We start from the raw sequence: 22,353 nt of genomic DNA, 5'->3' as shown, positions 1-22,353 counted from the left end.
GAATCGGCAGGCCGTCACTCGGATGGGCTGGACCTGGAGCCGCTTGCGGAGGTCGATCCTCACCCACCCTGCCCAGCAATCAGTCGCGCAGGCGTGCGACTATATGCCGCCTGTGTCCCGCGCCGAGCGGGCCATGTATGGACATCAAGGGTGGGTCACTTTGAACCTTGTCATGCGTGCCGGGTCGGCCGCCGTACTGTGCACGGCGCTCGCCACGTCGGTTGCTGCCTGCAACCCCACTGATCCGGCCAAGCCCGCCGCCGCCTCCGGCACGGCATCGGCCGCGCCGTCCAAGCCCGCAGGGCCGCTGGACGAGCTCAGCGGCAGCGAGATCGCCCAGAAGGCGATCGCGAACCTCAAGGAGGCGTCGACTGTCCATTACGCCGGGCGGGCGAAGGATTCCGGCCAGACCATCGACATGGACATCACGCTGGTCAGCGGCAAGGGCTGCAAGGGGAGCATGACCGCGGGCAAGGGGTCTGTGAAGGTGACGCTCATCGGCACGACGATGTGGCTCAAGCCTGACCGAGCCTTCTGGACCGCCAACGGCGGTAACGATCCCACTGTCCTGGCCATGGTCGCCGACAAGTGGATCAAGACGTCAAAGACGGGTGACATGGGGTCCTCCATGTCCGGCCTGTGCAATCTGAACAAGATGCTGGCCGACGAGGTAGGCGACACCAACGACCTGCAAAAGGGCGGCACGACTACCGTCAACGGTCAGCCAGCGCTGCGGCTGAAGGCCACGGGCGACCCCTCAGTGCTCGACGTATCCGATACCGCGGACCCACGTCCGCTCAGGATGACCGACGTAAGGTCCAGTGGCCGCGGCACACTCAACTTCACCGACTACAACTCGCCGGTGAACCTGACGCCGCCGCCCGCGAGTGAGACCGTCGACGGTAAGTCGATCGGTATGTGAACCTGGCCAGCGAGGAGGCCCAGCCGTTGACCGGATGCGGGCCCGCTCGCGCACACGCCAGTCGTCTGCGCTAGGACTGCTTCCGTACGGGGCCGAGGAGCCGCGCGAGTCGCGCAGCGCTCTTCGGCCCTATGCGTGTGGGGAACTTGGCCGCCTGGCGTTCGACGGCCCGAGCCCACTGCTCGCTCTGGCGTCTCGTCACTGCGGCACCTCACGCACACTTTTGGCGATCTCGCGGTTCGTGGCGATGTCTTCGGCGACTCCCGCGGCCAGGAGGGCTGCGCCGGGGTGTGACCAGAGCCGACGTACCGCCAGTGCCGTTCGGTGACCGTGTCGGGGATGTCGGCACGGCCTACGTGGCAGGCTCGATCGGCGCGGAGTGCTGCGTAGGTGGTCGAGTAGGCGCGGGACTTGGTGAGGATGTGGCCCCGATAACCAAGCGTGTGGGCCCAGGTGCGTAGGTTCAGTGGCTCGTGCTCGGGGAGGCTGCCGAGACGCCAACAGGTTTGCATGAGGGTGCGGACGTGCCAGCTCACCGGTGCCGTGTCGATGTCTTTCCAGGTGGTGACCTTGTGGTCGAGGCCGGCGCCTGTCTCGCTCGCGCCTTTGGTGACGTACTTGGCCACGTACGCAGCCACCGCGTCATCGTCCGGGCCGTCGCCGTCGGCGCCACTCAGGGTGCGCCGCGCTCTCGGAGGCCATGCCTGGTGTGCCCTCCAGGGTATCGCAGCATCGGTTACTGTGCGTGATCGATTCCGGTTGCATCCTGGAGCTGCGACGGATCGTCATTCCGGGGTATTTCTCCGGTCGGCAGCCGTTACTCTGCCCATCTGACGTCACCTCAGCAGAGCAGGGGGAGCCACTCATGTCCCAGGAGCCGTGGGCGGGACTGTCCGAGGCCATCAGCGCGATCCGGGCCGAGTTGGAGCAGGCCATGGCCGACGGCCACGGGCACGCGATCCAGTTCCGCACCGGGCCGGTGGAGATGGAGTTCGCCGTGGACATCAAGAAGGACGCTCAGGCCGGCGCCAAGGTATCCGTCCTGCCCTGGAGCGCCAGCGCCGAGGCCAAGGCCGGATACGCGGCTGGGACCACGTCCCGCCTGAAGATCACATTGCAGCCGGTCGACGAGTACGGCCAGGACCAGAAGATCGGCGCCCACCTCCCGCAACGGCCCCGGTAACATCCCTATGACGCCCGCTTGTTGAGATGGAGAGAAGAGAAATCGGCGAGTGGACATACAACGGGTGGTGGAGGTCTGGGACCCGGCAGGCCGAATCGCCGGGACGGGCTACCTGGTCACGGACAGCTTGGTTCTGACCGCGTACCACAACATCGAGCACGCCGGCTCCGCCTCCGGGCGTGTGGTGGAAGTGCGGCGGCTCGCCCGGCACGGGGAACAGCATGCCGCGTGGGTGGCAGCCGAGGTGCTGTGGCCGGAGCAGACTCCCGACGTTGAGCAGGACCCGCACACCGATGCCGCTCTGCTCCTGATCACCGACTCGGCCTGGCAGCCTCCCCACTCTGCGACGCCGGTACGTTGGGGGCGCCTGCCCGCACCCACACCCGGTGCTGCCGAGGCCCGGGTCGCCTGTGTCGCGGTGGGATTCCCGGAGGCCGAGGAGCGAGACGGTAGGCGCGACACCAAGCAGATCAGCGGGCATATCGAGACGTTGAGTGGTCTGAAGTCCGGCCTGATCACCGCGCACATCGACGATGTCGCCACCCCCGGTGCGACGGGTGGGGGGTTCTGGAGCGGGGCATCCGGAGCCGCCCTGTTCTGCGGGAACCTGTTGACCGGGGTCCTGACCACCAACCGGGCGAGACATTACCCGAACGATCAGCTCACCGCCGTTCCTCTGGCCACGCTTGCCGCTCGCCCCGGCTTCACCCCGACCATCAAAGCCGCAGGCAACGCCCTGCTCCTCGAAGACATCACCGTCTCCGCCAGGGAAGATCACCCCGCAGCCGGCTCCTACGACGTGGCCGCGCCCCTGGGGCTGCACAATCTCCCCGCGCTGCCCTCCAAAGACTTCATCGGCCGAGAGGAAGCGCTCACCTCCCTCGCCGCCGCGCTGGAGGAGGACTCCAAAGCGATCACGCAGACCGTTCATGGACTCGGCGGTGTCGGCAAGACCACCTTGGCACTGCACTACGCCCACACTCACCTTGACGCCTATCAGTTGGTGTGGTGGATCCGCGCGGACACCCCCGAACAGCTCACCACCGACCTCGCCGGTCTGACTACCCGCATCAACGGCGGCGGCACCGGCCGCACCACCGCCGACGACGCCGACTGGGCCATCGGATGGCTGCAAACCCATCCCGGCTGGCTGCTCGTTCTCGACAACGCCGAGCACCCCGACACCGTCCGCCACCTGATAAGCCAGCTCCACCACGCGGGACGCCACCTGATCACGAGCCGATTCGCTCACGGCTGGCCCACCGCCCCCTTCGCTCTTCCCCTCCTCGCCCCCGACGCCTCAGTCGACCTGCTCACCCGACTCACCGGCCTGACCGACCCCGACAACCGGCACCACGCCCGCCTGCTGGCCGACGACCTCGGACACCTCCCCCTCGCCCTCGAACAAGCCGGCGCCTTCATCGCCCAAAGCCGCATCGGTGTCAGCACGTACCGGGATCTGCTCCGCCGGTACCCCGCCCGGACCACCAGCACCGCTCCCGCGGGCAGCGATCCCCAGCGCACGATGGCCCGCATCTGGCGCATCACTCTCGACGCCATTCACCGCACCACCCCCCTGGCCGTCGACATCCTGCGCACCGCCGCCTGGTACGCCCCCAGTGCCATCCCCCGCACCCTGATCGCACCCCTGACCGGCGATCCCGTCAGCTACGCCGAAGCCCTCAGCCAGCTCGCCGCCTACAACATGATCACCCTGGATGCCGACACTCTCAGTGTCCACCGCCTCGTCCAGACCGTCGCCCGCACCCCTGACCCCGCCACGACGGACGACGCCGACCCCCACCGCACCCACGACGCCATCACCACCGCCCGCCACCACGCCACCGCGCTCCTGCGCATGGCACTACCCGAGGATCCAGACGCGAACGTGGTGGGACGGCCGACCTGGCTCGCCCTCCTTCCTCACACCGAAGCCCTGCTCGCCGCCACTGACCCCGCCCACGACACCACGGACACCAACGTCCTCCTCACCGAAACCGCCTTCTACCTGCACGACCAGGGTCGGATCACCCAGGCCATCACCTACAAGAAGCGCTCTCTGGAAACGTCCACCCGCCTCCACGGCCCCGACCACCCCAATACGCTCGCCTCCCGCAACAATCTCGCGTACGCCTACTACCTGGCCGGGGACCTCGGCCGCGCCATCCCACTTTTCGAACAGGCCCTGACCAGCTGCATGCAGGTGCTGGGCGAGGACGACCCCACCACGCTCACCGCCCGCAACAACCTCGCGTCCGCCCTCGAGTCGGCGGGGGACCTCGGCCGCGCCATCCCACTGCACAAGCAGGCCTTGGCCGAACTTGAGCGGGTACTGGGCGAAGACCACCCCACCACGCTCGCCGCCCGCAACAGCCTCGCGGGCGCCTACCTGTCGGCAGGGGACCTCGGCCGGGCCATCACGCTGTACGACCAGACCTTGACCGGCCGGATACGGGCACTGGGCGAGGACCACCCCGAGACGCTCGCCGCCCGCAACAACCTCGCGTACGCCTACCAGTCGGCGGGCGACCTCGGCCGAGCCATCACGCTGTACGACCAGACCCTGCCCGAACTCGAGCAGGTACTCGGCGAAGACCACCCCACCACCCTCACCACCCGCAACAACCTCGCGTCCGCCCACCAGTTGGTGGGGGACCTCGGCCGCGCCATCCCACTGCACGAGCAGACCCTGCCCGAACTTGAGCGGGTACTGGGCGAAGACCACCTCACCACCCTCGCCTCCCGCAACAACCTCGCGAGGGCTTATGAGTTGGTGGGGGACCTCAGCCGGGCCATCCCGTTGTACGAACGGTCCCTGACCGATCGGGTGAGGGTACTGGGCGAAGACCACCCCACCACGCTCACCGCCCGCAACAACCTCGCGGGCGCCTACCACGCTGTGGGATACCTCCGCCGGGCCATCAGGCTGCTCGAACAGACCCTGGCCGACTGCGTGCGGGTGCTGGGCGAAGACCACCCCACCACCCATATGGTCAGTGCCAACCTCGCCGACGCGAAATCGACCGGCGCCTGATCCGTCCCAACAGCGATCAGCAGCACTTTCGCTATATCGGCATCAACCTTGACACGTGGTGCTTCAGTTGCCCGCAGTCAACCGCCGCACGCCCACAGACAAGCAGCCCGACGCGCCTTTACGAAAGGGACCTCATCAAGCACCCTGAGCGGCGAAATTATTACCGTATGAACCGAAGTTGACTGAGGACTCGCGCAGGGCCGCGATGGGAGCCAGCTCCGCCCGGGTCTGGGCCCACAGCACGAGGGCGTACGCCGCCACGGACAGCGCGGAGCCGAGCAGCCCGAGCGCCGCGAAGGGCCGGAGCCGGACGGTGAATTCGCCCCGCCACCGGTACCAGGCGTACGCGGGGATGACGACCCCCTGCACGGCCATCAGCCAAGCGACGTAACCGAACGACGACCCCGACACCCGTACGCCCAGCCCGTCCACCACGGTGTACGCCGCGATGGTCAGACCCGTCGCGAGCGCCGCGCCGATGGCCGCCCAGTTCGGCCGGCGCCCGCGCAGTCCCCAGAGCGCGACCCCGGTGAGCCCGGCGCACGACACGGCGACGCCCGTCGCCGCCCAGCCGTCCGGCACCTCGTGGGCGAACACCGCCGCCAGCACGGTGACGACCAGGGGCGCGGTACCGCGGGCGATGGGGTACGCCTGCCCGAAGTCGCCGAGCCGGAAGGAACGCATGAGCAGCGCCATGTAGGCGATGTGGATGGCCGCGGAGGTCAGGAGGTACGGCCACGACCGAGCCGTCGGGAACGCCGCGAACAGGGCGATCGCCAGTCCGATGAGCACCCCGCCACCCGAGATGGGCGTGAAGCCGACCAGTTGTCGGTGATGCGGTGGGCGATGGCGTTCCAGCTGGCGTGCGTGACGGCGGCGAGCAGCACGGCCACGGCGACGGCGGGCGTCACGAGGTCTGCTCGCGCACGTCCACCAGCGTGCCGCCCGCATGGGCGACCAGCGACTTCGGGTCCATCGGGAACACCGTGTGCGGGGTGCCGGCGGCGGCCCACACGGTGTCGTGGTCGAGCAGCGCACGGTCGGCGAGCACCCGGGTCCTCGTACGGTGCCCGAAGGGCGGCACACCGCCGATCGCGTACCCGGTGGTCTCCCGTACGACATCGGGCTTCGCCCGGGTGACCTTCTCGGCGCCCAGCTCCTCGCGGAGGCGCTCCACGTCCACCCGTGACGCTCCGTCCATGAGCACGAGCACCGGCTCGCTGTCCGCCGCGAAGACCAGCGACTTGCAGATCTGACTGAGTTCGCACCCGATCGCGGCGGCGGCCTCGGCGGCGGTACGGGTGGCGTCCGGGAAGCGGCGGATCTCCGCGTGGAGCGCGCCGAGCCCCAGCTCTTCGAGGGCTTCCGCGAAACGGGGGTGGGCTCCGGAGTCTCCTGCGGGCGTCGCGGGCGTCGTCGTCATGAACGGCAGGTTAGCCGCCGGATACAAAGGTCACGAACGAGTTCCAGGTGGTGGGGGCGACGGTGAGGTGCCGGGTTTCGGGGGTTTTGGAGTCGCGGATGTGGATGGTGGTGGGGGTTGCGGCTATCTCGATGCAGTCGCTCGGGTTGCTGCTGTCGCTGTAGCTGCTCTTGAACCAATGGAGTTCCGGGGTGCTCATAGTGCTCCCAGCGCTTTCTCGATGAAGGCCAGGGACTCCCGCGGCGGGAGAGCCTGAGCCCGGATGATGCCATACCGCAGTTCGAGGATCCTTAGCTGCCGAGGGTCGGAGACCGGACGTCCTCCGAAGTCGTCGTCGGTCCGCCCCACCCCCGTGCCGTCCCCGAACTTCAGCACCTGGATCCGCCCGCCCGTTCCCGGGTGGTCCGCCCGCTCCGTGGGCATCACTTGCAGCTCGACGTTCGGCAACTTCGCAACCTCCAGCAGACGCTCAAGTTGCCGCCGCAGGACCATTGTTCCCCCGATCGGACGTTCGAGCGTCACTTGTTCCTGGACGAAGCTGAATTCAGGCGCAGGGTCCTTCTCGAAGATGGACTGCCGAGCCATGCGCGCTGCGACACCGCGCTCCAACTCGCCCACCGACAACCTGGGCCGCCAGGTCTGCAGCAGCGCCCGCGCATACTCCTCCGTCTGCAACAACCCATGGATGTTGTGGTTGCCGTACAGCTGAAGCTCGACCGCCCGCTCCTCCAACTGCGCCAGCTCCCGCACCTTCTTCGGATAGCGAGCCCTCTCCATGTCCCCCTTGAAGGCCTTGAGATGCCCCTGCGCCTTCAGGATCTCGTCCGCCTTGTCCAGGAAATCGGCCCGTGGAATGCGCGTACCGCGCTCGACCTTCCGGATCAGGTCCTCGCCATACCCCATGACGTCGGCGAACTCGACGACCCGCATCCCGGCGGCCTCACGGCAGAACTTGAGGAGTCGACCGACCGCTTCCACCAATGGCGCGATCTCATCCCCGGGTTCGACTCCCCACCCCGCCTCGTCCGCACCCTCGCTCATGCCACCCGCCTCCATACAGCCGGGACAGCCCAGGACAGACGCCGGACCGTCACCGTACGCACGCACCAAGTAACGCATCAGCGTATGCACAACCCGCCACGCTGAGTGACATGAATCAGGAAACGCCCCGCTCTCAGCACGAAGCTCTGCACCGGGTCTTCCGGGAGAAACCCGGCCTTCTCGCCCGCGCCTGACGGTTACTCGGCCTCCCGTTCGACGACACGACCTCCACAGCGGAACTCCCGACGGATCTCACGGAGAACCGACCGTCCCAAGTGCTCGCCGAGGACACCCTCCGTATCCTCGACCGCCGCGACGTCCCCCTCACCGACGCCGACCGCGAGCGTGTCACCTCCTGCAAGGAGCTGGACACCCTCACCCGCTGGTTCGACCGCGCCATCACCGCCGCCTTGGCCGCCGAGGTCTTCACGGACGACGAGCCGGGCCACGAAGAGCGCTGAACCCAAGTCACCGTACGCACGCAACAGGGGCGCCCCACCATCGGCGGGGCGCCCCTGCTCGCGTTCAAGCCCAGTCGTTCAGACCCGCACCAACTCCCGGTCCTCGTCCGGATCCGCGTCCGGGTCCCGGGGATCGGTCGCGTCCGCCGCCGTCCGCAGGCCCTCGCCCTCCACGTCCACGTTCGGCAGCGCCCGGTCCAGCCACTTCGGCAGCCACCACGCCCGGCGGCCCAGCAGCGCCAGTACCGCCGGAACCAGCGCCATCCGGACCACGAACGCGTCGAAGAACACCGCGATCGCGAGCCCGAAGCCGATCATCTTGATCATCGACTCGCTGGAGCCGATGAAGCCGGAGAACACCGCGATCATGATGACGGCCGCCGCCGTCACCACCCGCGCGCCGTGCCGGAAGCCGGTCACGATCGCCTGGCCGGGGGTCTCCCCGTGGACGTACGCCTCACGCATCCGGGTCACGAGGAAGACCTCGTAGTCCATCGCCAGGCCGAAGACCACGCCCACCATGAAGATCGGCATCATCGACATGATCGGGCCCGTCTGCTCCACGCCCAGCAGCCCGGACAGCCAGCCCCACTGGAACACCGCGACCACCGCGCCGAGCGCCGCGGTCACGGAGAGCAGGAAGCCGAGCGCCGCCTTCAGCGGGACCAGGATCGAGCGGAAGACCACGATCAGGAGCAGGAAGGCGAGGCCCACCACCAGCGCCAGGTAGGGGATCAGCGCGTCGTTCAGCTTCTGCGAGAAGTCGATGTTCATCGCCGTCGTGCCGGTGACCAGCAACTCGGCGTCCGTCTTCGTCTTCAGCCCGGCACCGGTGTCCCGGATGCCGTGCACCAGGTCCTCGGTGGTCGTGGAGGACGGCTTGGAGCCGGGGACGACCGTGATCATCGCCGTGTCGCCCGCCTTGTTGTACGTCGCCGGCGTGACGGTCGTGACGTCCTTCAGGCCCTTGATGTCGTCGGTCACCGTAGTGACCGCCGCCTTCGGGTCGGGGCTCCGCTTGGCGTCGACCACCACCATCAGCGGCCCGTTGAACCCGGCCCCGAAGCCCTCCGACAACAGGTCGTACGCCCGGCGCTGGGTCGTGGACGTCGGCTGCGAACCGTCGTCCGGCAGGCCCAGTTCCAGCTGGGAGGCCGGCACGGCCGCGGCACCGAGGCCGATCACACCGAGCAGCAGGACGGCGACCGGGCGGCGCACGACGAAACTCGCCCAGCGCGTGCCCATGTTCGGCTTGGCCTTCTCGGCCGTGGTCCGGCCGCCGCCCAGCAGCCTGCTCTTCTCGCCCGCCGGCCTGACCCTGCGGCCCGCATGGCCGAGCAGTGCCGGGATCATCGTCAGTGCGATCAGGACGGCGATGGCCACGGTGCCGGCCGCCGCGACGCCCATCTTGGTCAGCATCGGGATGTTCACGACCGACAACCCCACCAGGGCGATCACCACGGTCAGACCGGCGAAGACCACCGCCGAGCCCGCGGTGCCGACCGCCCGGCCCGCCGCCTCCTCGCGCTCGCGCCCCTCGGCCAGCTCGGCCCGGTAGCGGGAGACGATGAACAGCGCGTAGTCGATGCCGACCGCGAGGCCGATCATCATCGCCAGCGTGGAAGTGGTCGTGCCGAGGTCCAGCGCGTTCGCCAGCGCCGTGATCGTGGACACGCCGATGCCGACGCCGATCAGGGCCGTGAGCAGCGGCAGCCCGGCCGCCACCAGCGAACCGAAGGTGATGACGAGGACCACCGCGGCGACCGCGATGCCGATGACCTCGGTCGCGCCCGTCTCCGGTGCGGCCGACAGCGCGTCACCGCCGACCTCGACGGTCAGTCCGGCGTTCCGCGCCTGCTGCGCGGCCTGCTTCAGGGCGTCCTTGGCGGAGTCCTTCAGCTCCATCCCGGAGACCTTGTACTTCACCTGCGCGTACGCGATCGTGCCGTTCTTGCTGACGGCGTGCGCGGTGTACGGGTCGGCGACGGAGACGACCTCGGAGCCCGAGCGCAGCCGCCCTACGGTCTTCTCGACGATCGCCTTGTTGTCCTTGGCCGTCACCTTCTCGCCGCCGGGCGCCTTGAAGACGACACGGGCGGTCGCCCCGTCGGCGCTCATCCCGGGGAAGCGCTGTTCGAGCAGGTCGAAGGCCTTCTGGGCCTCGGTGCCGGGGATGGAGAAGGAGGAGGGGCCCGCAGCGGGGGCGTTGGCGGCGCCGACGCCCGCAAGCGTCAGCAGCGCCACCCAGATCAGGGCGACGAAGTGCCGTCGCCGGAAGGCGAGACGGCCGAGTCTGTGGAGAAAAGTGGCCACGAGGGCGTACTCCCGGTCAGTCGTGGGGTTTTCAGGGCAGGTGTGATCAGCCCGACGACGTGAGCGGTGACGTCAGGTGGGGCCAGCTGAGGGGACTGGTCAGGTGGTGGGTGCGCCGAGGGCGGGGAGGACCACGGCGTCGATGTACGAACGCAGGAACGCCTGCGTCGGCGGCTGGTCGTCGATGAGCGCGCGGGTGGCGAAGGCGCCGATCATCATGTGCACCACGTACGGCAGCGCCGGGTTGTCGGCACGGACCTCACCGCGGTCGACGGCCCGCTGCAGCACGCGCCGGAACTCTTCCGTCTCCGGTCCGATGAGGTGGTCCCGGAACGCCTGGAGGAGGTCCGGGTTGGTGTGCGTGGCCATGGCCAGGCCCCGCATCAGGGCGTTGTTCTGCGCCATGGTGCAGTCGTCCTCGCGTGACACGAGGGCGTGGAAGTCGCCGCGCAGCGACCCGGTGTCGACACCCTCGAAGCGGCTCCGCTTGCCGTGCCGGATCGCTCGCGCCACCAGCTCGGCCTTGCCGCCCCACTGACGGTAGAGCGTCGCCTTGCTGGACCGGGTGCGGGCGGCCACGGCGTCCATGGTCAGGGCGTCGTAGCCGACCTCACGGAGCAGGTCGAGCACGGCCTCGTACAACTCGGCCTCGCGCTCGGGGGTGATCCGACTGCGACGCCCTGTCGCGACATCGGTCATCCGACTCACCTCTCCCGCTCGGCGCTTCCTGTCCCGTCCGGAGCGAGAGGGCTTCGAACGAGACTGTTTCGTACGCTCATGACGATACCCCGACCGCCAAACGAAACGAAACAGTTTCGTACGTGTTCTGGGTCACGGGCTTGTTCACGCGCCTGTCCACGCGCCTGTCCACGCGCCTGTCCACGCGCCTGTCGAGGCCGGTCCCGACACACCCTCCGTACGAGTTGCCGCGCCCGGTCGCGCGACAAAGCATGGGTAGGTGAGTGAAGTGCGCGACGAGTACGAGTACGAGAACGCACCCGGCTACCTCCGCTTCCCGCACCTGCACGGCGACCGCCTGTGCTTCGCCGCGGAGGACGATCTGTGGACGGCTCCGCTGGACGGGTCCGGCCGTGCCTGGCGGCTCACCGTGGACCGTACGAAGATCGGGCACCCCCGCTTCTCGCCGGACGGCCGGTTCATCGCGTACACGAGCTGGCGCAGCCTGTTCCCGGAGATCCACCTGACGCCGGTGGACGGCGGCCCCGGCAGGCGGCTGACCTACTGGGGCAGCGTCGACACCCGGGTGTGCGGCTGGACTCCGGAGGGCGACCTCCTGGCCGTCGCCTCGCACGGCGAGCCCTTCTCGCACTACACCTTCGCCTACAAGGTCCCGGCCAACGGTGACCCCGGCGGCAAGCTGCCCTGGGGCCCGGTCTCCGACATAGCGGTCGCGGACATCGACGGCGAACACAAGACCCTGCTGCTCACCGGCACGCCCCCGCACGAACCGGCCTCCTGGAAGCGCTACCGCGGCGGCGCCATGGGCCGGCTCTGGCTGCACGGACAGCGGTTGCTCGCCGACCTCGAGGGCCACCTGGGCTCACCGATGTTCGTCGGGGGGCGGATCGCCTTCCTCTCCGACCACGAGGGCGTCGGCAACCTGTACTCCTGTGCGTACGACGGCTCCGACCTGCGCCGCCACACCGACCACGACAGCTTCTACGCCCGCCACGCCGCGAGCGACGGCACGCGGGTGGTGTACCAGTGCGCGGGCGACCTGTGGATCGTCGACGATCTGTCCCCCGACTCGATCCCGCGCCGCCTGGACGTGCGCCTGGGCGGGCCACGGGCCGGGCGCCGCAAGTACCAGGTACCGGCGGCGCAGCACGTGGACGGCATTTCGGTGGACGAGACCGGGCGGGCCAGCGCCGTGGTCGTCCGCGGCAGCCTGTACTGGCTCACGCACCGGGACGGCCCCGCCCGCACGATCACGGACACCCCCGGCGTGCGCATCCGACTCCCGGAGATGCTCGGCGTCGGCGGGCAGATCGCCTACGTCACGGACGCGGAGGGCGAGGACGCCATCGAGATCGCGTATCTGCCGCGGGCGTCGGGAGACCGGGGACCGCGCCGGCTGGCCTCGGGGAAACTGGGACGCGTCCTGGAGATGGTGGCGGACCCCCAGGGCGAACGGCTCGCGATCGCCTCGAACGACGGACGGCTGCTGCTCGTCACCGTGGCCGACGAGGAGTCCGGCGGCGGGGAGTCCGGCGACGAGGAGTCCGGCGGCGAGGAGTCCGGCGGCGAGGGGCCGGAGGGCGTGGTCACGGAGTTGGTCCGCTCGGACAACGGGCCGGTACGGGACCTGGCGTTCTCCCCGGACGGCGCCTGGCTGACGTGGTCGCACCCGGGCATCGGCCGGTCGCTCAGGCAGATCCGGATGGCCCGCATAAAGGACCGGCTGATCGTCGACGTCACAGGCGGCCGCTTCGAGGACGAGAACCCGGTGTTCACGCGGGACGGCCGCTATCTGGCGTTCCTGTCCTGGCGCGGCTTCGACCCGGTGTACGACGTGCACACCGGGGACCTGTCCTTCCCGCTCGGCTGCCGTCCGTACCTGGTCCCGCTGTCCTCGGCGACCCCCTCCCCCTTCGCGCTGAACCCGGAGGGACGGCCCGCGGCCGGCGGCCTGGACCCGGTCGAGGACGAGGAGGAGGCGGGGGGCGTGGTGACCGTCGAGGTGGAGGGGCTGGAGAACCGGGTGACGCCGTTCCCGGTCACGGCCTCGAAGTACTCGGAGCTGCGTCCCGTCTCGGGCGGCGGCCTGGTGTGGCTGCGCTGGCCCATCTCGGGCGCGCTCGGCGAGACGTTCGTCAACCCGGACGACGTCTCCGGCCGCCCCACCCTGGAGCACTTCAACCTCAGCAAGGCGAAGAAGTCCGAACTGGTCGCGCACCTGGACTGGTTCGCGGTGAGCGGGGACGGGACACGGCTGGTGGTCGTCGACGAGGGCGACCTGCGGGCGGTTCCCTCGACCGAGTCCGGCGACTCCGACACGACGGTGTGGATCGACGCGCGCCGGATCATGCACGAGGTGGACCCGGGAGCGGAGTGGCGCCAGGCGTACGCGGAGGCGGGCCGGCTGATCCGGGCCTACTTCTGGGAGCCGCACATGTGCGGGATCGACTGGGACGCGATCCTGGCGCAGTACCGCCCGCTGGTCGAACGGGTCGCGTCGCCGGACGAGTTCGCGGACCTGCTGCGCGAGGTACTGGGCGAGCTGGGCACCTCGCACGCGTACGTGGCGGCGGCCCGGCGCAACGAGGGCCCGCCGCACTACCAGCGCTACCAGGGCCTGCTGGGCGCCAACTTCGTGCGCCGTGACGGGCGTTGGTCGGTCAAGCGGATCCTTCCGGGCGAGTCGTCGGACTCCAAGGCGCGCTCGCCGCTCGCGGGCACCGGCATCCGTGAGGGCGCCGTCCTGACCCATGTGGACGGGCGGCCGGTCGATCCGGTGACGGGACCGTATCCGCTGCTGGCGGGGGCGGGCGGTACGACGGTGGAGCTGACGTTCCTGCCCGCCGACGGGGAGGGCGGACCCCGGCGGGTGGCCGTGGTGCCACTGGTCGACGAACGGCCACTGCGCTACCAGGACTGGGTCGCCAAGCGCCGTGCGGTCGTGCGGGAGTTGAGCGGCGGTCGCTGCGGTTACCTGCACATCCCGGACATGGGCGGCTCGGGCTGGGCGCAGTTCAACCGGGACCTGAGGAAGGAGTTCTCGCTTCCGGCGCTCATCGTGGACGTGCGGGGCAACGCGGGCGGCCACATCAGCGAACTCGTCATCGAGAAGCTGACCCGCACCATCCTGGGCTGGGACCTGACCCGCAACGCCCAGCCGGTGTCGTACACCTCCAACGCGCCGCGAGGGCCGATCGTGGCTCTCGCCGACGAGGCCACGTCCTCCGACGGCGACATGATCACGGCGGCGTTCAAGCTGCTGAAGCTCGGCCCGGTGGTGGGCCTGCGCACCTGGGGCGGCGTGGTCGGCATGACGGGCCGTCACCGGCTGGGCGACGGCACGGTGATCACGGTGCCGATGAACGCGGCGTGGTTCGACGCGTACGGGTGGTCGGTGGAGAACCGGGGTGTCAGCCCGGACCTGGAGATCGAGCGCACCCCCGTGGACTGGGCGGAGGGCCGCCACAGGCAACTGTCGGACGCGGTCGAAGTGGCCCTGAACCTCCTGCAGACCCAGCCGGCGGCGACCCCACCGGACTACAGCCAGGTCCCGGACCGGACCCGCCCGAAGCTGCCCCCGAGGCCGTAACCGCTGTGGGGCACCCCAAAAGGCACCCCAAAAGTGGGGCGCCCTCAGCGCAGAGGGCACCCCACTCATCGCGGCGAAGCCAGGCCGCAGGCCGGCCGCAGGCTACCGCTCGCGGTCCCGGTCGAAGCGGTCCTCCGCTTCCTCCTGCATCCGCTGCGCCTCATCCGCCGGCGACACCTGCCGGCCCCGCTGCTGCGCCTGCTTGCCGCGCTGCTGGGCCTGCTGCTTGGCCTGTTCCATCTTCTGCTTGGCCTGCTGCTTGATCTGCTCGGACTTGTCCTTCATGCCCATGAGGGTTCACTCCCGAAGTGGGTGAGGGGATCGGGCCCGACCAGACTGACACGCAGGAACAAAGCACGCATTTCGATCAGTTACGCAGCGTACTGCGCTGCTGCTCATCGGCCTCGCCGCCGGCCCCGACGAGCCCCGTGCGCACCCCCTTGAGCCGTGGCTCGAACCGCCGCATCTCCCGTTGCCCCACGGTCGCGATGATCCCCGGCAGACATCCGCGTACGGCCTGCATCCCGCGCAGCCAGGCCTGCCCGTACACATGGCTCGACCGCCGCTCGATCCCGGCCACGAGCCGGTCCACCGCGGGCCCCAGCGGATACGTCTTGTTGGACGGCCACGGCAGCCGCTGCCGCAGCTCCCGCATCGCCTCGTCCCGGTCGGCGCCGCGCACCATGTCCGTGTCGGTCCACGACAGATACCCGACCCCGACGCGTACGCCCCGGTGCGCGACCTCCGCGCGCAGGCTGTGCGCGTACGCCTCCACGCCCGACTTGGACGCGCAGTAGGCCGTCATCATCGGCGCCGGCGTGATCGCGGCGAGCGAGGCGATCTGCAGGAGATAGCCCCGGCTCGCGATCAGCGCCGGCAGGAAGGCGCGAGCCGTCACCGCCGAGCCGATCAGGTTGACCTCGATCACCCGCCGCCAGGCCTCGGGGTCCGACTCGGTGAACGGCCCACCGTTCGCCACACCGGCGTTGGCGACCACGATGTCGACCTTCCCGAACCGCTGCCGGACCTCCCGCGCGACCCGCGTCATCGCCTCGTGGTCGGTGACGTCGGCGTACCAGTGGCCGCCGTCCCCGTACAACTGCTCCGCGACCCGCTTGAGGGCGTCCGCCTCCAGGCCGACCAGCGCGACCGTGGCGCCGTGTGCCGACAGCTTGCGGGCCAGCAGTTCGCCGACGCCCCGCGCGGCTCCGGTGACGACCGCGACCTGCCCCTCAAGGCTTCTCCTGCTCATGCGCCCTCCTTGACCGGCTCGTTCGGTGTGTGCGCCGCATATGTGGTGACGAGTTCGCGGATCTTGCCGGTGACCAGCTCGGGTGCCTCCACGGGTGTCATATGGCCGAGCCCCGGCAGTTCGGTGCCACCCACGCAGTGCGGCAGCGCCGCGACCAGCGCCCGTGCGTGCACCGGCGGGGTGAGCCGGTCGGCGGTGCCGACCACGACGGCCGTCGGTACGGTCAACTCCCGTACGGCCTCCTCGAGATCGAGCCGTTCGAGGACCCGCGACCAGGCGTGGCGCACCTCGCGCGGGCAGGCGTGCACCACCCGCGCGCACGCCTCCACCATGGCCGGCGTCGAAGCGGCGCCCAGGGTGGCGTACTTGAGGATGCGCCGGGAAACCGGTGTGACCGGTCCGAGCGGGGCGCGCGAGCTGAGCACGCGTGCCGTGAGCCAGGTGCGCAGGCGTCCGGCGCGCATCGGCACCACCAGCGACTCGGCCACCAGGCGCGCACTGCCCGTACTGCACAACAGGACGGCCGCCGTGTGCGCCCGGAAGCGGGGGCGCGCGGCGGCGGCGAGCACCGTCATGCCGCCCATGGAGTGCCCCACGACCACGGCTCTCTCGCCCGGCGCGAGGGTGGCGGCGAGCACCGCTTCCAGATCGTCGGCGAGCGCCTCGGTGGAGCAGGTGGGGCCAGGGCCTGCCTTTCCGATCAGCTCGGCGTCGCGGGGCCTGGCACGCACATCTGCGGCGTTGTCGTCGGTCCCCGACTCCTCCACGCTCGAACACGCTCGCGCGGGGGGACCCCCCTCGCGTCGACTCCCTTCTCCGCCTTGCAGCTGCACGCGCCAGGCCCCGCTCGACTGGGCTGAGACGGGCTGCTTCTCAGGGCCGACCTGATCCGAAAGACAGGCCCTGGCGAGGCTGCGCCCGTGTCCGCGCAGGTCGTAGGCGATCACCCGGTGGTCGGCGGCGAGAGCCCGGATCTGCGCCGCCCAGAAGGCGGTCGAGCAGGTCCAGCCGTGCACGAGGACCACCGGGGGCGCACCCTCGGGGCCGTGCACCTCGACGTGCAACCGGGCGCCGTCGACGGAGCGGACCGTCAGCTCGCGGTCCGGGGCGGGGGGCGCGTAGGGGCCCGTGGCCACCGGCGTCGGGCGGCTCATGCGCCGGCCTCCACGCGCTCCTCGGCCTGGGCGCTCTGCCGGGCGGGCGCCCGCAGCACCTCGTACTCCGCGAGGTTCACGCGCCGTGTCGCCGCCCGGAACTCCGTCGTCGTACCGGGCCAGATGGTGGTGTTGCGACCGCTCGCGTCGAGGTACCAGCTGGTGCAGCCGCCGGTGTTCCACACCGTGCGCTTCATACGCTCCTGCACCTTGTGGTTCCAGGCGGCGACGGCGCTCGGGCGGGCGTCGAGCGCGACCCGGCCGCCGAGCACCCGCAACTGCCGCAGGAAGTCGGCCATGTAGTTCAGCTGGGACTCGATCACCAGGATCATCGAGGAGTTCCCGAGCCCGGTGTTGGGCCCGATGATGGTCATCCAGTTGGGGAACCCGGTGGCCGAGGCCCCGCGCAGCGCCTGCATCCCGCCCACCCAGGTCTCCGCCAGCGTCCTGCCGTCGGCGCCGACGACCCGCTCGGCGATCGGCATGTCCGTCACGTGGAAGCCCGTCCCGAAGACGATCACGTCGACCTCGGCCTCGGTGCCGTCCGCTGCGACGACCGCCCGGCCGCGGACCTCGGCGAGCCCGCTCGCGACGACGTCGACATTCGGCTGCGCGAGGGCCGGGTAGTAGTCACTGGAGAGCAGGATGCGCTTGCAGCCGATGCGGTAGTCGGGGGTCAGCCTCGCACGCAGGGCGGGGTCCTTGATGGCGCGGGCCATGTTGGCCTTGGCCAGCTTCTCGACGAAGCCCAGCTCGTCCGGGTGCTTGGTGAACGCCTGGACCTGCAACTCCCGTATGCCCCACAGCAGTCCGCGGCGCAGCCGGGCGGTGACGGGCAGCGCGCGGTGCAGTGCCCGCTCGGGGCCGGTGATGGCGCGGTCGACGCGGGGCAGCACCCAGGGCGGGGTGCGCTGGAAGAGGACGAGTCGCGCGACGTCGGGCTGGATGGCCGGCACGATCTGGATCGCGGAGGCGCCGGTGCCGACCATGGCGACCCGCTTGCCGCGCAGGTCCTGGTCGTGGTCCCAGCGGGCGGAGTGGAACACCGCGCCGGGGAAGGAGTCGAGGCCGGGGATGTCCGGGATCTTCGGGTCGGAGAGTGGGCCGGTGGCGGACACGACGACGTCCGCGGTGAGCGATCCGCTGCTGGTCTCGATGTCCCAGCGCAGCTTCGCGGAGTCCCAGGTCATCAGCTTGACCTCGCTGTGGAGACGGATGTGCGGCCGCAGCCCGAACACGTCCGCCACATGCTCCAGGTACGCGCGGATGTGCTCCTGTCCGGAGAAGGTGCGCGGCCAGTCGGGGTGCGGCGCGAACGAGAACGAGTAGAGGTGGGAGGGGACGTCACAGGCGCAGCCCGGGTAGGTGTTGTCACGCCAGGCCCCGCCCACCGCGTCCGCGCGTTCCAGGACCACGAAGTCGGTGATCCCCTCCCGGCGCAGTCGCACGGCGGCACCGAGTCCGCCGAACCCCGACCCGATCACCGCCACCCGCACATGCTCGTGCTCGGCCATCCCGCAGCCTCCCGCCGCTCCGCATGAATCTGCCAGTAATCACTGGCGCAGTGGGAGCGTAGGGCAGCGGCGTACCGATGGGTAGGGGTCGGAACAAGGAAGTTACCGGCGGTACGACGTAGGGTTCGGGCGTGGCAGGCAACGGGGAGCGGCGTGAGTACCGCATGGAGGAGCTGGCCAGGAAGGCCGGCATCACGGTGCGCACCCTGCGCTTCTACCGCGAGCGCAAACTGATCCAGCCGCCGCGCCGCGAGGGCCGTATCGCCTGGTACGACGACACGCACCTGGCCCGGCTGCGAACCATCTCCGCCCTTCTGGAACGCGGCCACACCCTCAACGGCATCGCGGAACTCGCGGAGGCCTTCGACCACGGCCGCAACGTCGGCGAGTTGCTCGGCCTCGGCACACCCAGCGAGGAGACCCCGGTCCGGCTCACCCCGGAGGCGCTGGCCGATGTCTTCGGCGACCAGGCGACGCCCGAGAACCTCTCCGCCGCGCTCGAACTGGGCTATCTCGGCACGGACGGCGGCGAGATCGTGCACGTCAGCCGTCGGCTGCTGGACGTCTCGGCGGCCCTGGTGCGTGAGGGCATCCCGCTGGCGGACGTCCTGGCCGCCGCCCGCCGCGTCCGCGAACACGCAGAGGCCCTGGCGGAGGTCTTCGACGACCTGGTGGCCACGCGGGACCGCTCCCCGGAGGACGTCCAACGCCTGCGCCCGCTGGCGAAGAGCGTGGTGGAGGCGGAACTGTCACTGGCGCTGGACCGGCGACTGCGGCGGGATCAGAGCTCGTAGACCACCGTCACCGGCGCATGGTCCGACCAGCGCGCGGTGTGCGTCGCCGCGCGCTCCACGTACGCCTTGACCGCCCTGGCGGCCAGACCCGGCGTGGTGACCTGGTAGTCGATGCGCCATCCTGTGTCGTTGTCGAAGGCGCGCCCGCGGTAGGACCACCAGGTGTAGGGCCCTTCGACGTCCGGGTGCAGGGCGCGGACCACGTCGACGTAGCCGCCCTCGTTCTCGTCGAAGACCCGGCTCAGCCACTCCCGTTCCTCGGGCAGGAAGCCGGAGTTCTTCCGGTTGCCGCGCCAGTTCTTCAGATCGGCCTCGCGGTGGGCGATGTTCCAGTCGCCGCAGACGACGACCTCACGCCCGTCGGCGGCGGCCCGCTCCCGCAACTCCTTGAGGTAGCCGAGGAACTCGGCCATGAACCGGACCTTCTCGTCCTGCCGTTCGGTCCCGACCTCACCCGAGGGCAGGTACAGGCTGGCCACGGTGACGCCGGGCAGATCGGCCTCGACGTACCGCCCGCTGCCGTCGAACTCGGCCGACCCGAACCCGATCCGCACCCGGTCGGGCTCGCGCCGTGTGTAGAGCGCCACCCCCGCGCGCCCCTTGGCGGCGGCCGGGGCGTGCACGACGTGCCAGCCGTCGGGCGCCCGGACGCCCTCGGGGATCTGCCCGGGCTCCGCGCGCACCTCCTGGAGGCACAGCACATCGGCGGAGGTGCCGTCGAGCCACTCCACGAAGCCCTTCTTCGCGGCGGCGCGGATCCCGTTGACGTTCGCGGAGGTCACAGTGAGCACCCCGGAACGATACCGGCAGGCCGGCCCAGCCCCGGCGACGGTATTCACGTATGCGTATAGTTGTACGCTTTCCGTCGTGAATCTTCGCCGTGTCTCCTTCGACCACCCCGATGCCGTCAAGCTCAACGACCTCGTCCAGGCCGAGTACCACGTCCGCTACGGCGACGGCGGCGACGCCACATACCTGGATCCGGCGATGTTCGTACCGCCGTCCGGCCTGTACCTGATCGCCTACGACGAGCAGGACCGCCCCGTGGCCACGGGTGGCTGGCGCTCCCAGGAGAGGAACGACGAGGGGTACGCGGACGGGGACGCCGAACTCAAGCGGATGTTCGTCATGGAGGAGATGCGCGGCCGGGGCCTGGCCCGTCGCATCCTCGCCGCCCTGGAGGAGGACGCCCGCGCGGCCGGCCGCACCCGCATGGTCCTGGAGGCGGGCACGAAGCAGCCGGAGGCGGTGGCCCTGTACACCTCCAGCGGCTACGAGCCGTGCGCGAAGTTCGGCTACTACCGCTTCCACGAAGAGAGCCTGTGCTTCGCGAAGGCACTGTAGGCGTCGGGCGGCCCACCTCACTCGCCTCCCAGCTTCGCCGACGGCAGGCGGAGTTGGCGCCGCCGCGCCGCGGAAGCACCGCGGCATGGCAAGAGGCTCGCCCCCGTGTGGGGAGCGAGCCTCTATGCTGCGTGGACCTGAGGGGATTTGAACCCCTGGCCCCCTCGATGCGAACGAGGTGCGCTACCGGACTGCGCCACAGGCCCTTGCAACGAGTGAAACTCTAGCATCCCCATCGGCTGGTCAGGAAATCCGTTCCCAGGTCGCCCCACCTGCGGGCAATCGTGCTTCCCTGCCCGCCCCTGGGGGCACCCCCAGGGGCAGCACGGGTGGCGCACACGGCCCCGGGCACCCGCAGCCCGGCGCCACCGCCTACTCGTTCGCGGCCCGAGGCCGCTCCCCCTCCTCGTACTGGTCGAACAGCGGCGTCCGCCCCCGCTCCCGCGACCGCCGAGCCGACGCCGCGCGCCGGGCATCGCTCCGGCCCGAGGGATCCGCGTCCGGTGTTTCCGGGCGCTGCCCCGGTTCGGGCTCCGCGCCCGCCGTCGGCGCCGCCTCCGCCGTACTCGACCGCGCCGAGCTCCACGCGTCCGGTGCCCCGAGGTCGACGCTCGGCGTCGCCCGCGGAGCGACCGGCGCGGTCACATACGTCGGCAGCGGCACCGGGACCGGGTCCCAGCTCTCCCCGTGGCCCGGCCTGCGCCGGCGCTCCCGCTGCTGGTCCACCCACTCCGCGTGGTCCGTCTGCTCCACGAGCGCGCGTCGGTCGGCGGCCAGTGCGGACAGCCCGGGGTCGTTCTCCGGCTCGGAGCCGTCCTCCGCCTCGTCCGCGTCGGAGTCGACCGGCGGCCGCCGCCTGGGCTGTCGCTCCCGCAACCGCTGCGCCGCCGCCTCGGCCCGCCGCCGGTCCATCGTGTACGTGAACCGCTTCCGCTCCTGCGCCCGTAGATAGGCGATGTACGCGCTCAGCAGCACGGCCGGCACACCCGGCGCCCACAGGAACGCCAGCCCCCCGACCGCGGCCACGATCGCGCCGAGCGTGAAGGCGAGGAAGAGCACCACGGTCGTACGCCGCCGGCGCGCGAGCACCTTCGAGCGCCGGGCGCGCGCCATGGCCTCCGCCGAGGAGGCCTTCCGCGCCTGGGGCACACGTCCGGGGGCAGCCGGCGCGGCCGCCCGCTGCTCCCCCGGCTCCGCCCGCTCCGCCTGCTCCCGCCGGGGCTGGTCCTCCAGCTCCGCCTCCACCCGCGCCCGGGGCTGCCGCTCGGTCGGGGGCATGGCGAAGGCCCGGACGTCCACCGAGCCGGTGGCACTGTCCGGCCGTGCGCCGGGCTCCCCCTCTTCGGCGGAGCGCGCCCGCAGGTCCTTGGCGTATCGGCGCTCCATGCCCGCCCGTCCGGACAGCAACCGGATGGCGGTGCTGAAGCGTTCCGTCGGACGAGACTCGTTCAGCTCGTCCTGCCTACGGAGCCACATCGGCACCAAGTAGGCGGCCCAGGCCCCGACAATGACTGCGTAGATGAGGCCGCTGCTGCTCACGCCTCACACGGTAGAGGGGTTTGCGTGAGGCCATCTGCCAATTGGGCCGGTGTGTCGCACGATCTGGCTGATATTTCGAACTTTTTTTGGG

The 22,353-nt window shown here is 70.4% G+C and carries 19 protein-coding genes, 1 tRNA gene and 1 pseudogene; 7 read left to right on the top strand and 14 right to left on the bottom strand.

What is annotated here, in order from left to right; genetic code table 11:
• Nucleotides 1–160 precede the first annotated feature (160 nt).
• Nucleotides 161–922, top strand: coding sequence for a hypothetical protein (locus ACFYZJ_RS35750; protein ID WP_388575533.1), 762 nt, complete (start codon nt 161–163; stop codon nt 920–922).
• Here ACFYZJ_RS35750 and ACFYZJ_RS35745 read toward each other — a convergent pair.
• The gene (locus ACFYZJ_RS35745) at nt 850–1,548 is read right to left on the bottom strand and encodes a replication initiator (RefSeq protein ID WP_388575634.1); all 699 of its coding nucleotides are present in this window, start codon (nt 1,546–1,548) and stop codon (nt 850–852) included. The genes ACFYZJ_RS35750 and ACFYZJ_RS35745 overlap by 73 nt on opposite strands.
• 239 nt (nt 1,549–1,787) lie before the next feature.
• Here ACFYZJ_RS35745 and ACFYZJ_RS35740 point away from each other — a divergent pair, with 239 nt between their 5' ends.
• Both ACFYZJ_RS35740 and ACFYZJ_RS35735 read left to right on the top strand, forming a co-directional pair.
• Nucleotides 1,788–2,105: a trypco2 family protein gene (locus ACFYZJ_RS35740; RefSeq protein WP_388575530.1), complete on the top strand. Its 318-nt coding sequence runs from the start codon at nt 1,788–1,790 to the stop codon at nt 2,103–2,105.
• Nucleotides 2,106–2,154: 49 nt separating this feature from the next.
• The gene (locus ACFYZJ_RS35735) at nt 2,155–5,139 is read left to right on the top strand and encodes a tetratricopeptide repeat protein (RefSeq protein ID WP_388575527.1); all 2,985 of its coding nucleotides are present in this window, start codon (nt 2,155–2,157) and stop codon (nt 5,137–5,139) included.
• 135 nt (nt 5,140–5,274) lie between these two features.
• On the opposite strand, the pseudogene ACFYZJ_RS35730 reads toward ACFYZJ_RS35735, so the two are convergent.
• The 4 genes and pseudogenes from ACFYZJ_RS35730 to ACFYZJ_RS35715 all read right to left on the bottom strand — a co-directional run bounded on the left by ACFYZJ_RS35730 (nt 5,275) and on the right by ACFYZJ_RS35715 (nt 7,618).
• Nucleotides 5,275–6,050, bottom strand: a pseudogene (locus ACFYZJ_RS35730) (EamA family transporter).
• Nucleotides 6,047–6,562, bottom strand: coding sequence for a YbaK/EbsC family protein (locus tag ACFYZJ_RS35725; protein WP_388575526.1), 516 nt, complete (start codon nt 6,560–6,562; stop codon nt 6,047–6,049). The pseudogene ACFYZJ_RS35730 and the gene ACFYZJ_RS35725 overlap by 4 nt, the downstream one beginning before the upstream one ends.
• A gap of 10 nt (nt 6,563–6,572) precedes the next feature.
• Nucleotides 6,573–6,761 (bottom strand): DUF397 domain-containing protein, encoded by a 189-nt coding sequence (locus ACFYZJ_RS35720; RefSeq protein ID WP_388575523.1) that lies wholly within the window; start codon nt 6,759–6,761, stop codon nt 6,573–6,575.
• A complete protein-coding gene (locus ACFYZJ_RS35715; protein WP_388575521.1) occupies nt 6,758–7,618 on the bottom strand; it encodes a Scr1 family TA system antitoxin-like transcriptional regulator in 861 nt (286 codons plus the stop codon). Before ACFYZJ_RS35715 ends, ACFYZJ_RS35720 begins: the two co-directional genes overlap by 4 nt.
• 260 nt (nt 7,619–7,878) lie before the next feature.
• Here ACFYZJ_RS35715 and ACFYZJ_RS35710 point away from each other — a divergent pair, with 260 nt between their 5' ends.
• On the top strand, nt 7,879–8,064 hold the full coding sequence (locus ACFYZJ_RS35710; RefSeq protein WP_388575519.1) for a hypothetical protein: 186 nt from the start codon (nt 7,879–7,881) through the stop codon (nt 8,062–8,064).
• A gap of 78 nt (nt 8,065–8,142) precedes the next feature.
• On the opposite strand, the gene ACFYZJ_RS35705 is transcribed toward ACFYZJ_RS35710, so the two are convergent.
• Both ACFYZJ_RS35705 and ACFYZJ_RS35700 read right to left on the bottom strand, forming a co-directional pair.
• A complete protein-coding gene (locus tag ACFYZJ_RS35705) occupies nt 8,143–10,377 on the bottom strand; it encodes an MMPL family transporter (RefSeq protein ID WP_388575516.1) in 2,235 nt (744 codons plus the stop codon).
• A gap of 99 nt (nt 10,378–10,476) precedes the next feature.
• Nucleotides 10,477–11,076, bottom strand: coding sequence for a TetR/AcrR family transcriptional regulator (locus ACFYZJ_RS35700; protein ID WP_388575513.1), 600 nt, complete (start codon nt 11,074–11,076; stop codon nt 10,477–10,479).
• Nucleotides 11,077–11,335: 259 nt separating this feature from the next.
• Here ACFYZJ_RS35700 and ACFYZJ_RS35695 point away from each other — a divergent pair, with 259 nt between their 5' ends.
• Nucleotides 11,336–14,665: a S41 family peptidase gene (locus ACFYZJ_RS35695; protein ID WP_388575511.1), complete on the top strand. Its 3,330-nt coding sequence runs from the start codon at nt 11,336–11,338 to the stop codon at nt 14,663–14,665.
• A gap of 102 nt (nt 14,666–14,767) precedes the next feature.
• On the opposite strand, the gene ACFYZJ_RS35690 is transcribed toward ACFYZJ_RS35695, so the two are convergent.
• The 4 genes from ACFYZJ_RS35690 to ACFYZJ_RS35675 form a co-directional block, all read right to left on the bottom strand.
• Complete coding sequence (locus ACFYZJ_RS35690) at nt 14,768–14,950, bottom strand: hypothetical protein (protein ID WP_388575508.1); 183 nt, start codon at nt 14,948–14,950, stop codon at nt 14,768–14,770.
• A gap of 82 nt (nt 14,951–15,032) precedes the next feature.
• A complete protein-coding gene (locus ACFYZJ_RS35685) occupies nt 15,033–15,917 on the bottom strand; it encodes an SDR family oxidoreductase (protein WP_388575505.1) in 885 nt (294 codons plus the stop codon).
• Nucleotides 15,914–17,071, bottom strand: coding sequence for an alpha/beta fold hydrolase (locus ACFYZJ_RS35680; RefSeq protein WP_388575502.1), 1,158 nt, complete (start codon nt 17,069–17,071; stop codon nt 15,914–15,916). Before ACFYZJ_RS35680 ends, ACFYZJ_RS35685 begins: the two co-directional genes overlap by 4 nt.
• Nucleotides 17,068–18,585, bottom strand: a complete 1,518-nt coding sequence (locus ACFYZJ_RS35675) for a flavin-containing monooxygenase (protein WP_388575500.1) — start codon at nt 18,583–18,585, stop codon at nt 17,068–17,070. The genes ACFYZJ_RS35680 and ACFYZJ_RS35675 overlap by 4 nt, the downstream gene beginning before the upstream one ends.
• 164 nt (nt 18,586–18,749) lie before the next feature.
• Between ACFYZJ_RS35675 and ACFYZJ_RS35670 the strand changes: the two genes are divergently transcribed.
• Nucleotides 18,750–19,379: a MerR family transcriptional regulator gene (locus tag ACFYZJ_RS35670; protein ID WP_388575631.1), complete on the top strand. Its 630-nt coding sequence runs from the start codon at nt 18,750–18,752 to the stop codon at nt 19,377–19,379.
• On the opposite strand, the gene ACFYZJ_RS35665 is transcribed toward ACFYZJ_RS35670, so the two are convergent.
• Nucleotides 19,367–20,161: an exodeoxyribonuclease III gene (locus ACFYZJ_RS35665; RefSeq protein WP_388575628.1), complete on the bottom strand. Its 795-nt coding sequence runs from the start codon at nt 20,159–20,161 to the stop codon at nt 19,367–19,369. The genes ACFYZJ_RS35670 and ACFYZJ_RS35665 overlap by 13 nt on opposite strands.
• Nucleotides 20,162–20,246: 85 nt before the next feature.
• Between ACFYZJ_RS35665 and ACFYZJ_RS35660 the strand changes: the two genes are divergently transcribed.
• Nucleotides 20,247–20,723 (top strand): GNAT family N-acetyltransferase, encoded by a 477-nt coding sequence (locus tag ACFYZJ_RS35660; protein ID WP_388575497.1) that lies wholly within the window; start codon nt 20,247–20,249, stop codon nt 20,721–20,723.
• A 132-nt stretch (nt 20,724–20,855) separates the two neighbouring features.
• On the opposite strand, the gene ACFYZJ_RS35655 is transcribed toward ACFYZJ_RS35660, so the two are convergent.
• Both ACFYZJ_RS35655 and glpR read right to left on the bottom strand, forming a co-directional pair.
• Nucleotides 20,856–20,929 (bottom strand) — tRNA-Ala (locus tag ACFYZJ_RS35655).
• A gap of 166 nt (nt 20,930–21,095) precedes the next feature.
• Nucleotides 21,096–22,262 carry a gephyrin-like molybdotransferase receptor GlpR gene (glpR, locus tag ACFYZJ_RS35650; protein WP_388575494.1) on the bottom strand — a complete coding sequence of 389 codons (1,167 nt, stop codon included), beginning with the start codon at nt 22,260–22,262 and terminating at the stop codon, nt 21,096–21,098.
• Between the last annotated feature and the right edge of the window lie 91 nt (nt 22,263–22,353).

Origin of the sequence: Streptomyces sp. NPDC001848 (genome assembly GCF_042891915.1) — a bacterium.
In the GTDB taxonomy this organism is placed as follows: Bacteria; Actinomycetota; Actinomycetes; order Streptomycetales; family Streptomycetaceae; genus Streptomyces.
Note: the sequence above shows the minus strand (reverse complement) of the source record. Positions and strands in the feature narration are given on the sequence as shown.

What these genes read in the sequence shown, in the direction of transcription:
- ACFYZJ_RS35690 (WP_388575508.1), bottom strand. Translation starts at nt 14,950, where the DNA reads ATGAAGGACAAGTCCGAGCAGATCAAGCAGCAGGCCAAGCAGAAGATG.
- ACFYZJ_RS35720 (WP_388575523.1), bottom strand. Translation starts at nt 6,761, where the DNA reads ATGAGCACCCCGGAACTCCATTGGTTCAAGAGCAGCTACAGCGACAGC.
- ACFYZJ_RS35700 (WP_388575513.1), bottom strand. Translation starts at nt 11,076, where the DNA reads ATGACCGATGTCGCGACAGGGCGTCGCAGTCGGATCACCCCCGAGCGC.
- ACFYZJ_RS35685 (WP_388575505.1), bottom strand. Translation starts at nt 15,917, where the DNA reads ATGAGCAGGAGAAGCCTTGAGGGGCAGGTCGCGGTCGTCACCGGAGCC.
- ACFYZJ_RS35680 (WP_388575502.1), bottom strand. Translation starts at nt 17,071, where the DNA reads ATGAGCCGCCCGACGCCGGTGGCCACGGGCCCCTACGCGCCCCCCGCC.
- ACFYZJ_RS35675 (WP_388575500.1), bottom strand. Translation starts at nt 18,585, where the DNA reads ATGGCCGAGCACGAGCATGTGCGGGTGGCGGTGATCGGGTCGGGGTTC.
- ACFYZJ_RS35725 (WP_388575526.1), bottom strand. Translation starts at nt 6,562, where the DNA reads ATGACGACGACGCCCGCGACGCCCGCAGGAGACTCCGGAGCCCACCCC.
- ACFYZJ_RS35715 (WP_388575521.1), bottom strand. Translation starts at nt 7,618, where the DNA reads ATGGAGGCGGGTGGCATGAGCGAGGGTGCGGACGAGGCGGGGTGGGGA.
- ACFYZJ_RS35740 (WP_388575530.1), top strand. Translation starts at nt 1,788, where the DNA reads ATGTCCCAGGAGCCGTGGGCGGGACTGTCCGAGGCCATCAGCGCGATC.
- ACFYZJ_RS35670 (WP_388575631.1), top strand. Translation starts at nt 18,750, where the DNA reads ATGGAGGAGCTGGCCAGGAAGGCCGGCATCACGGTGCGCACCCTGCGC.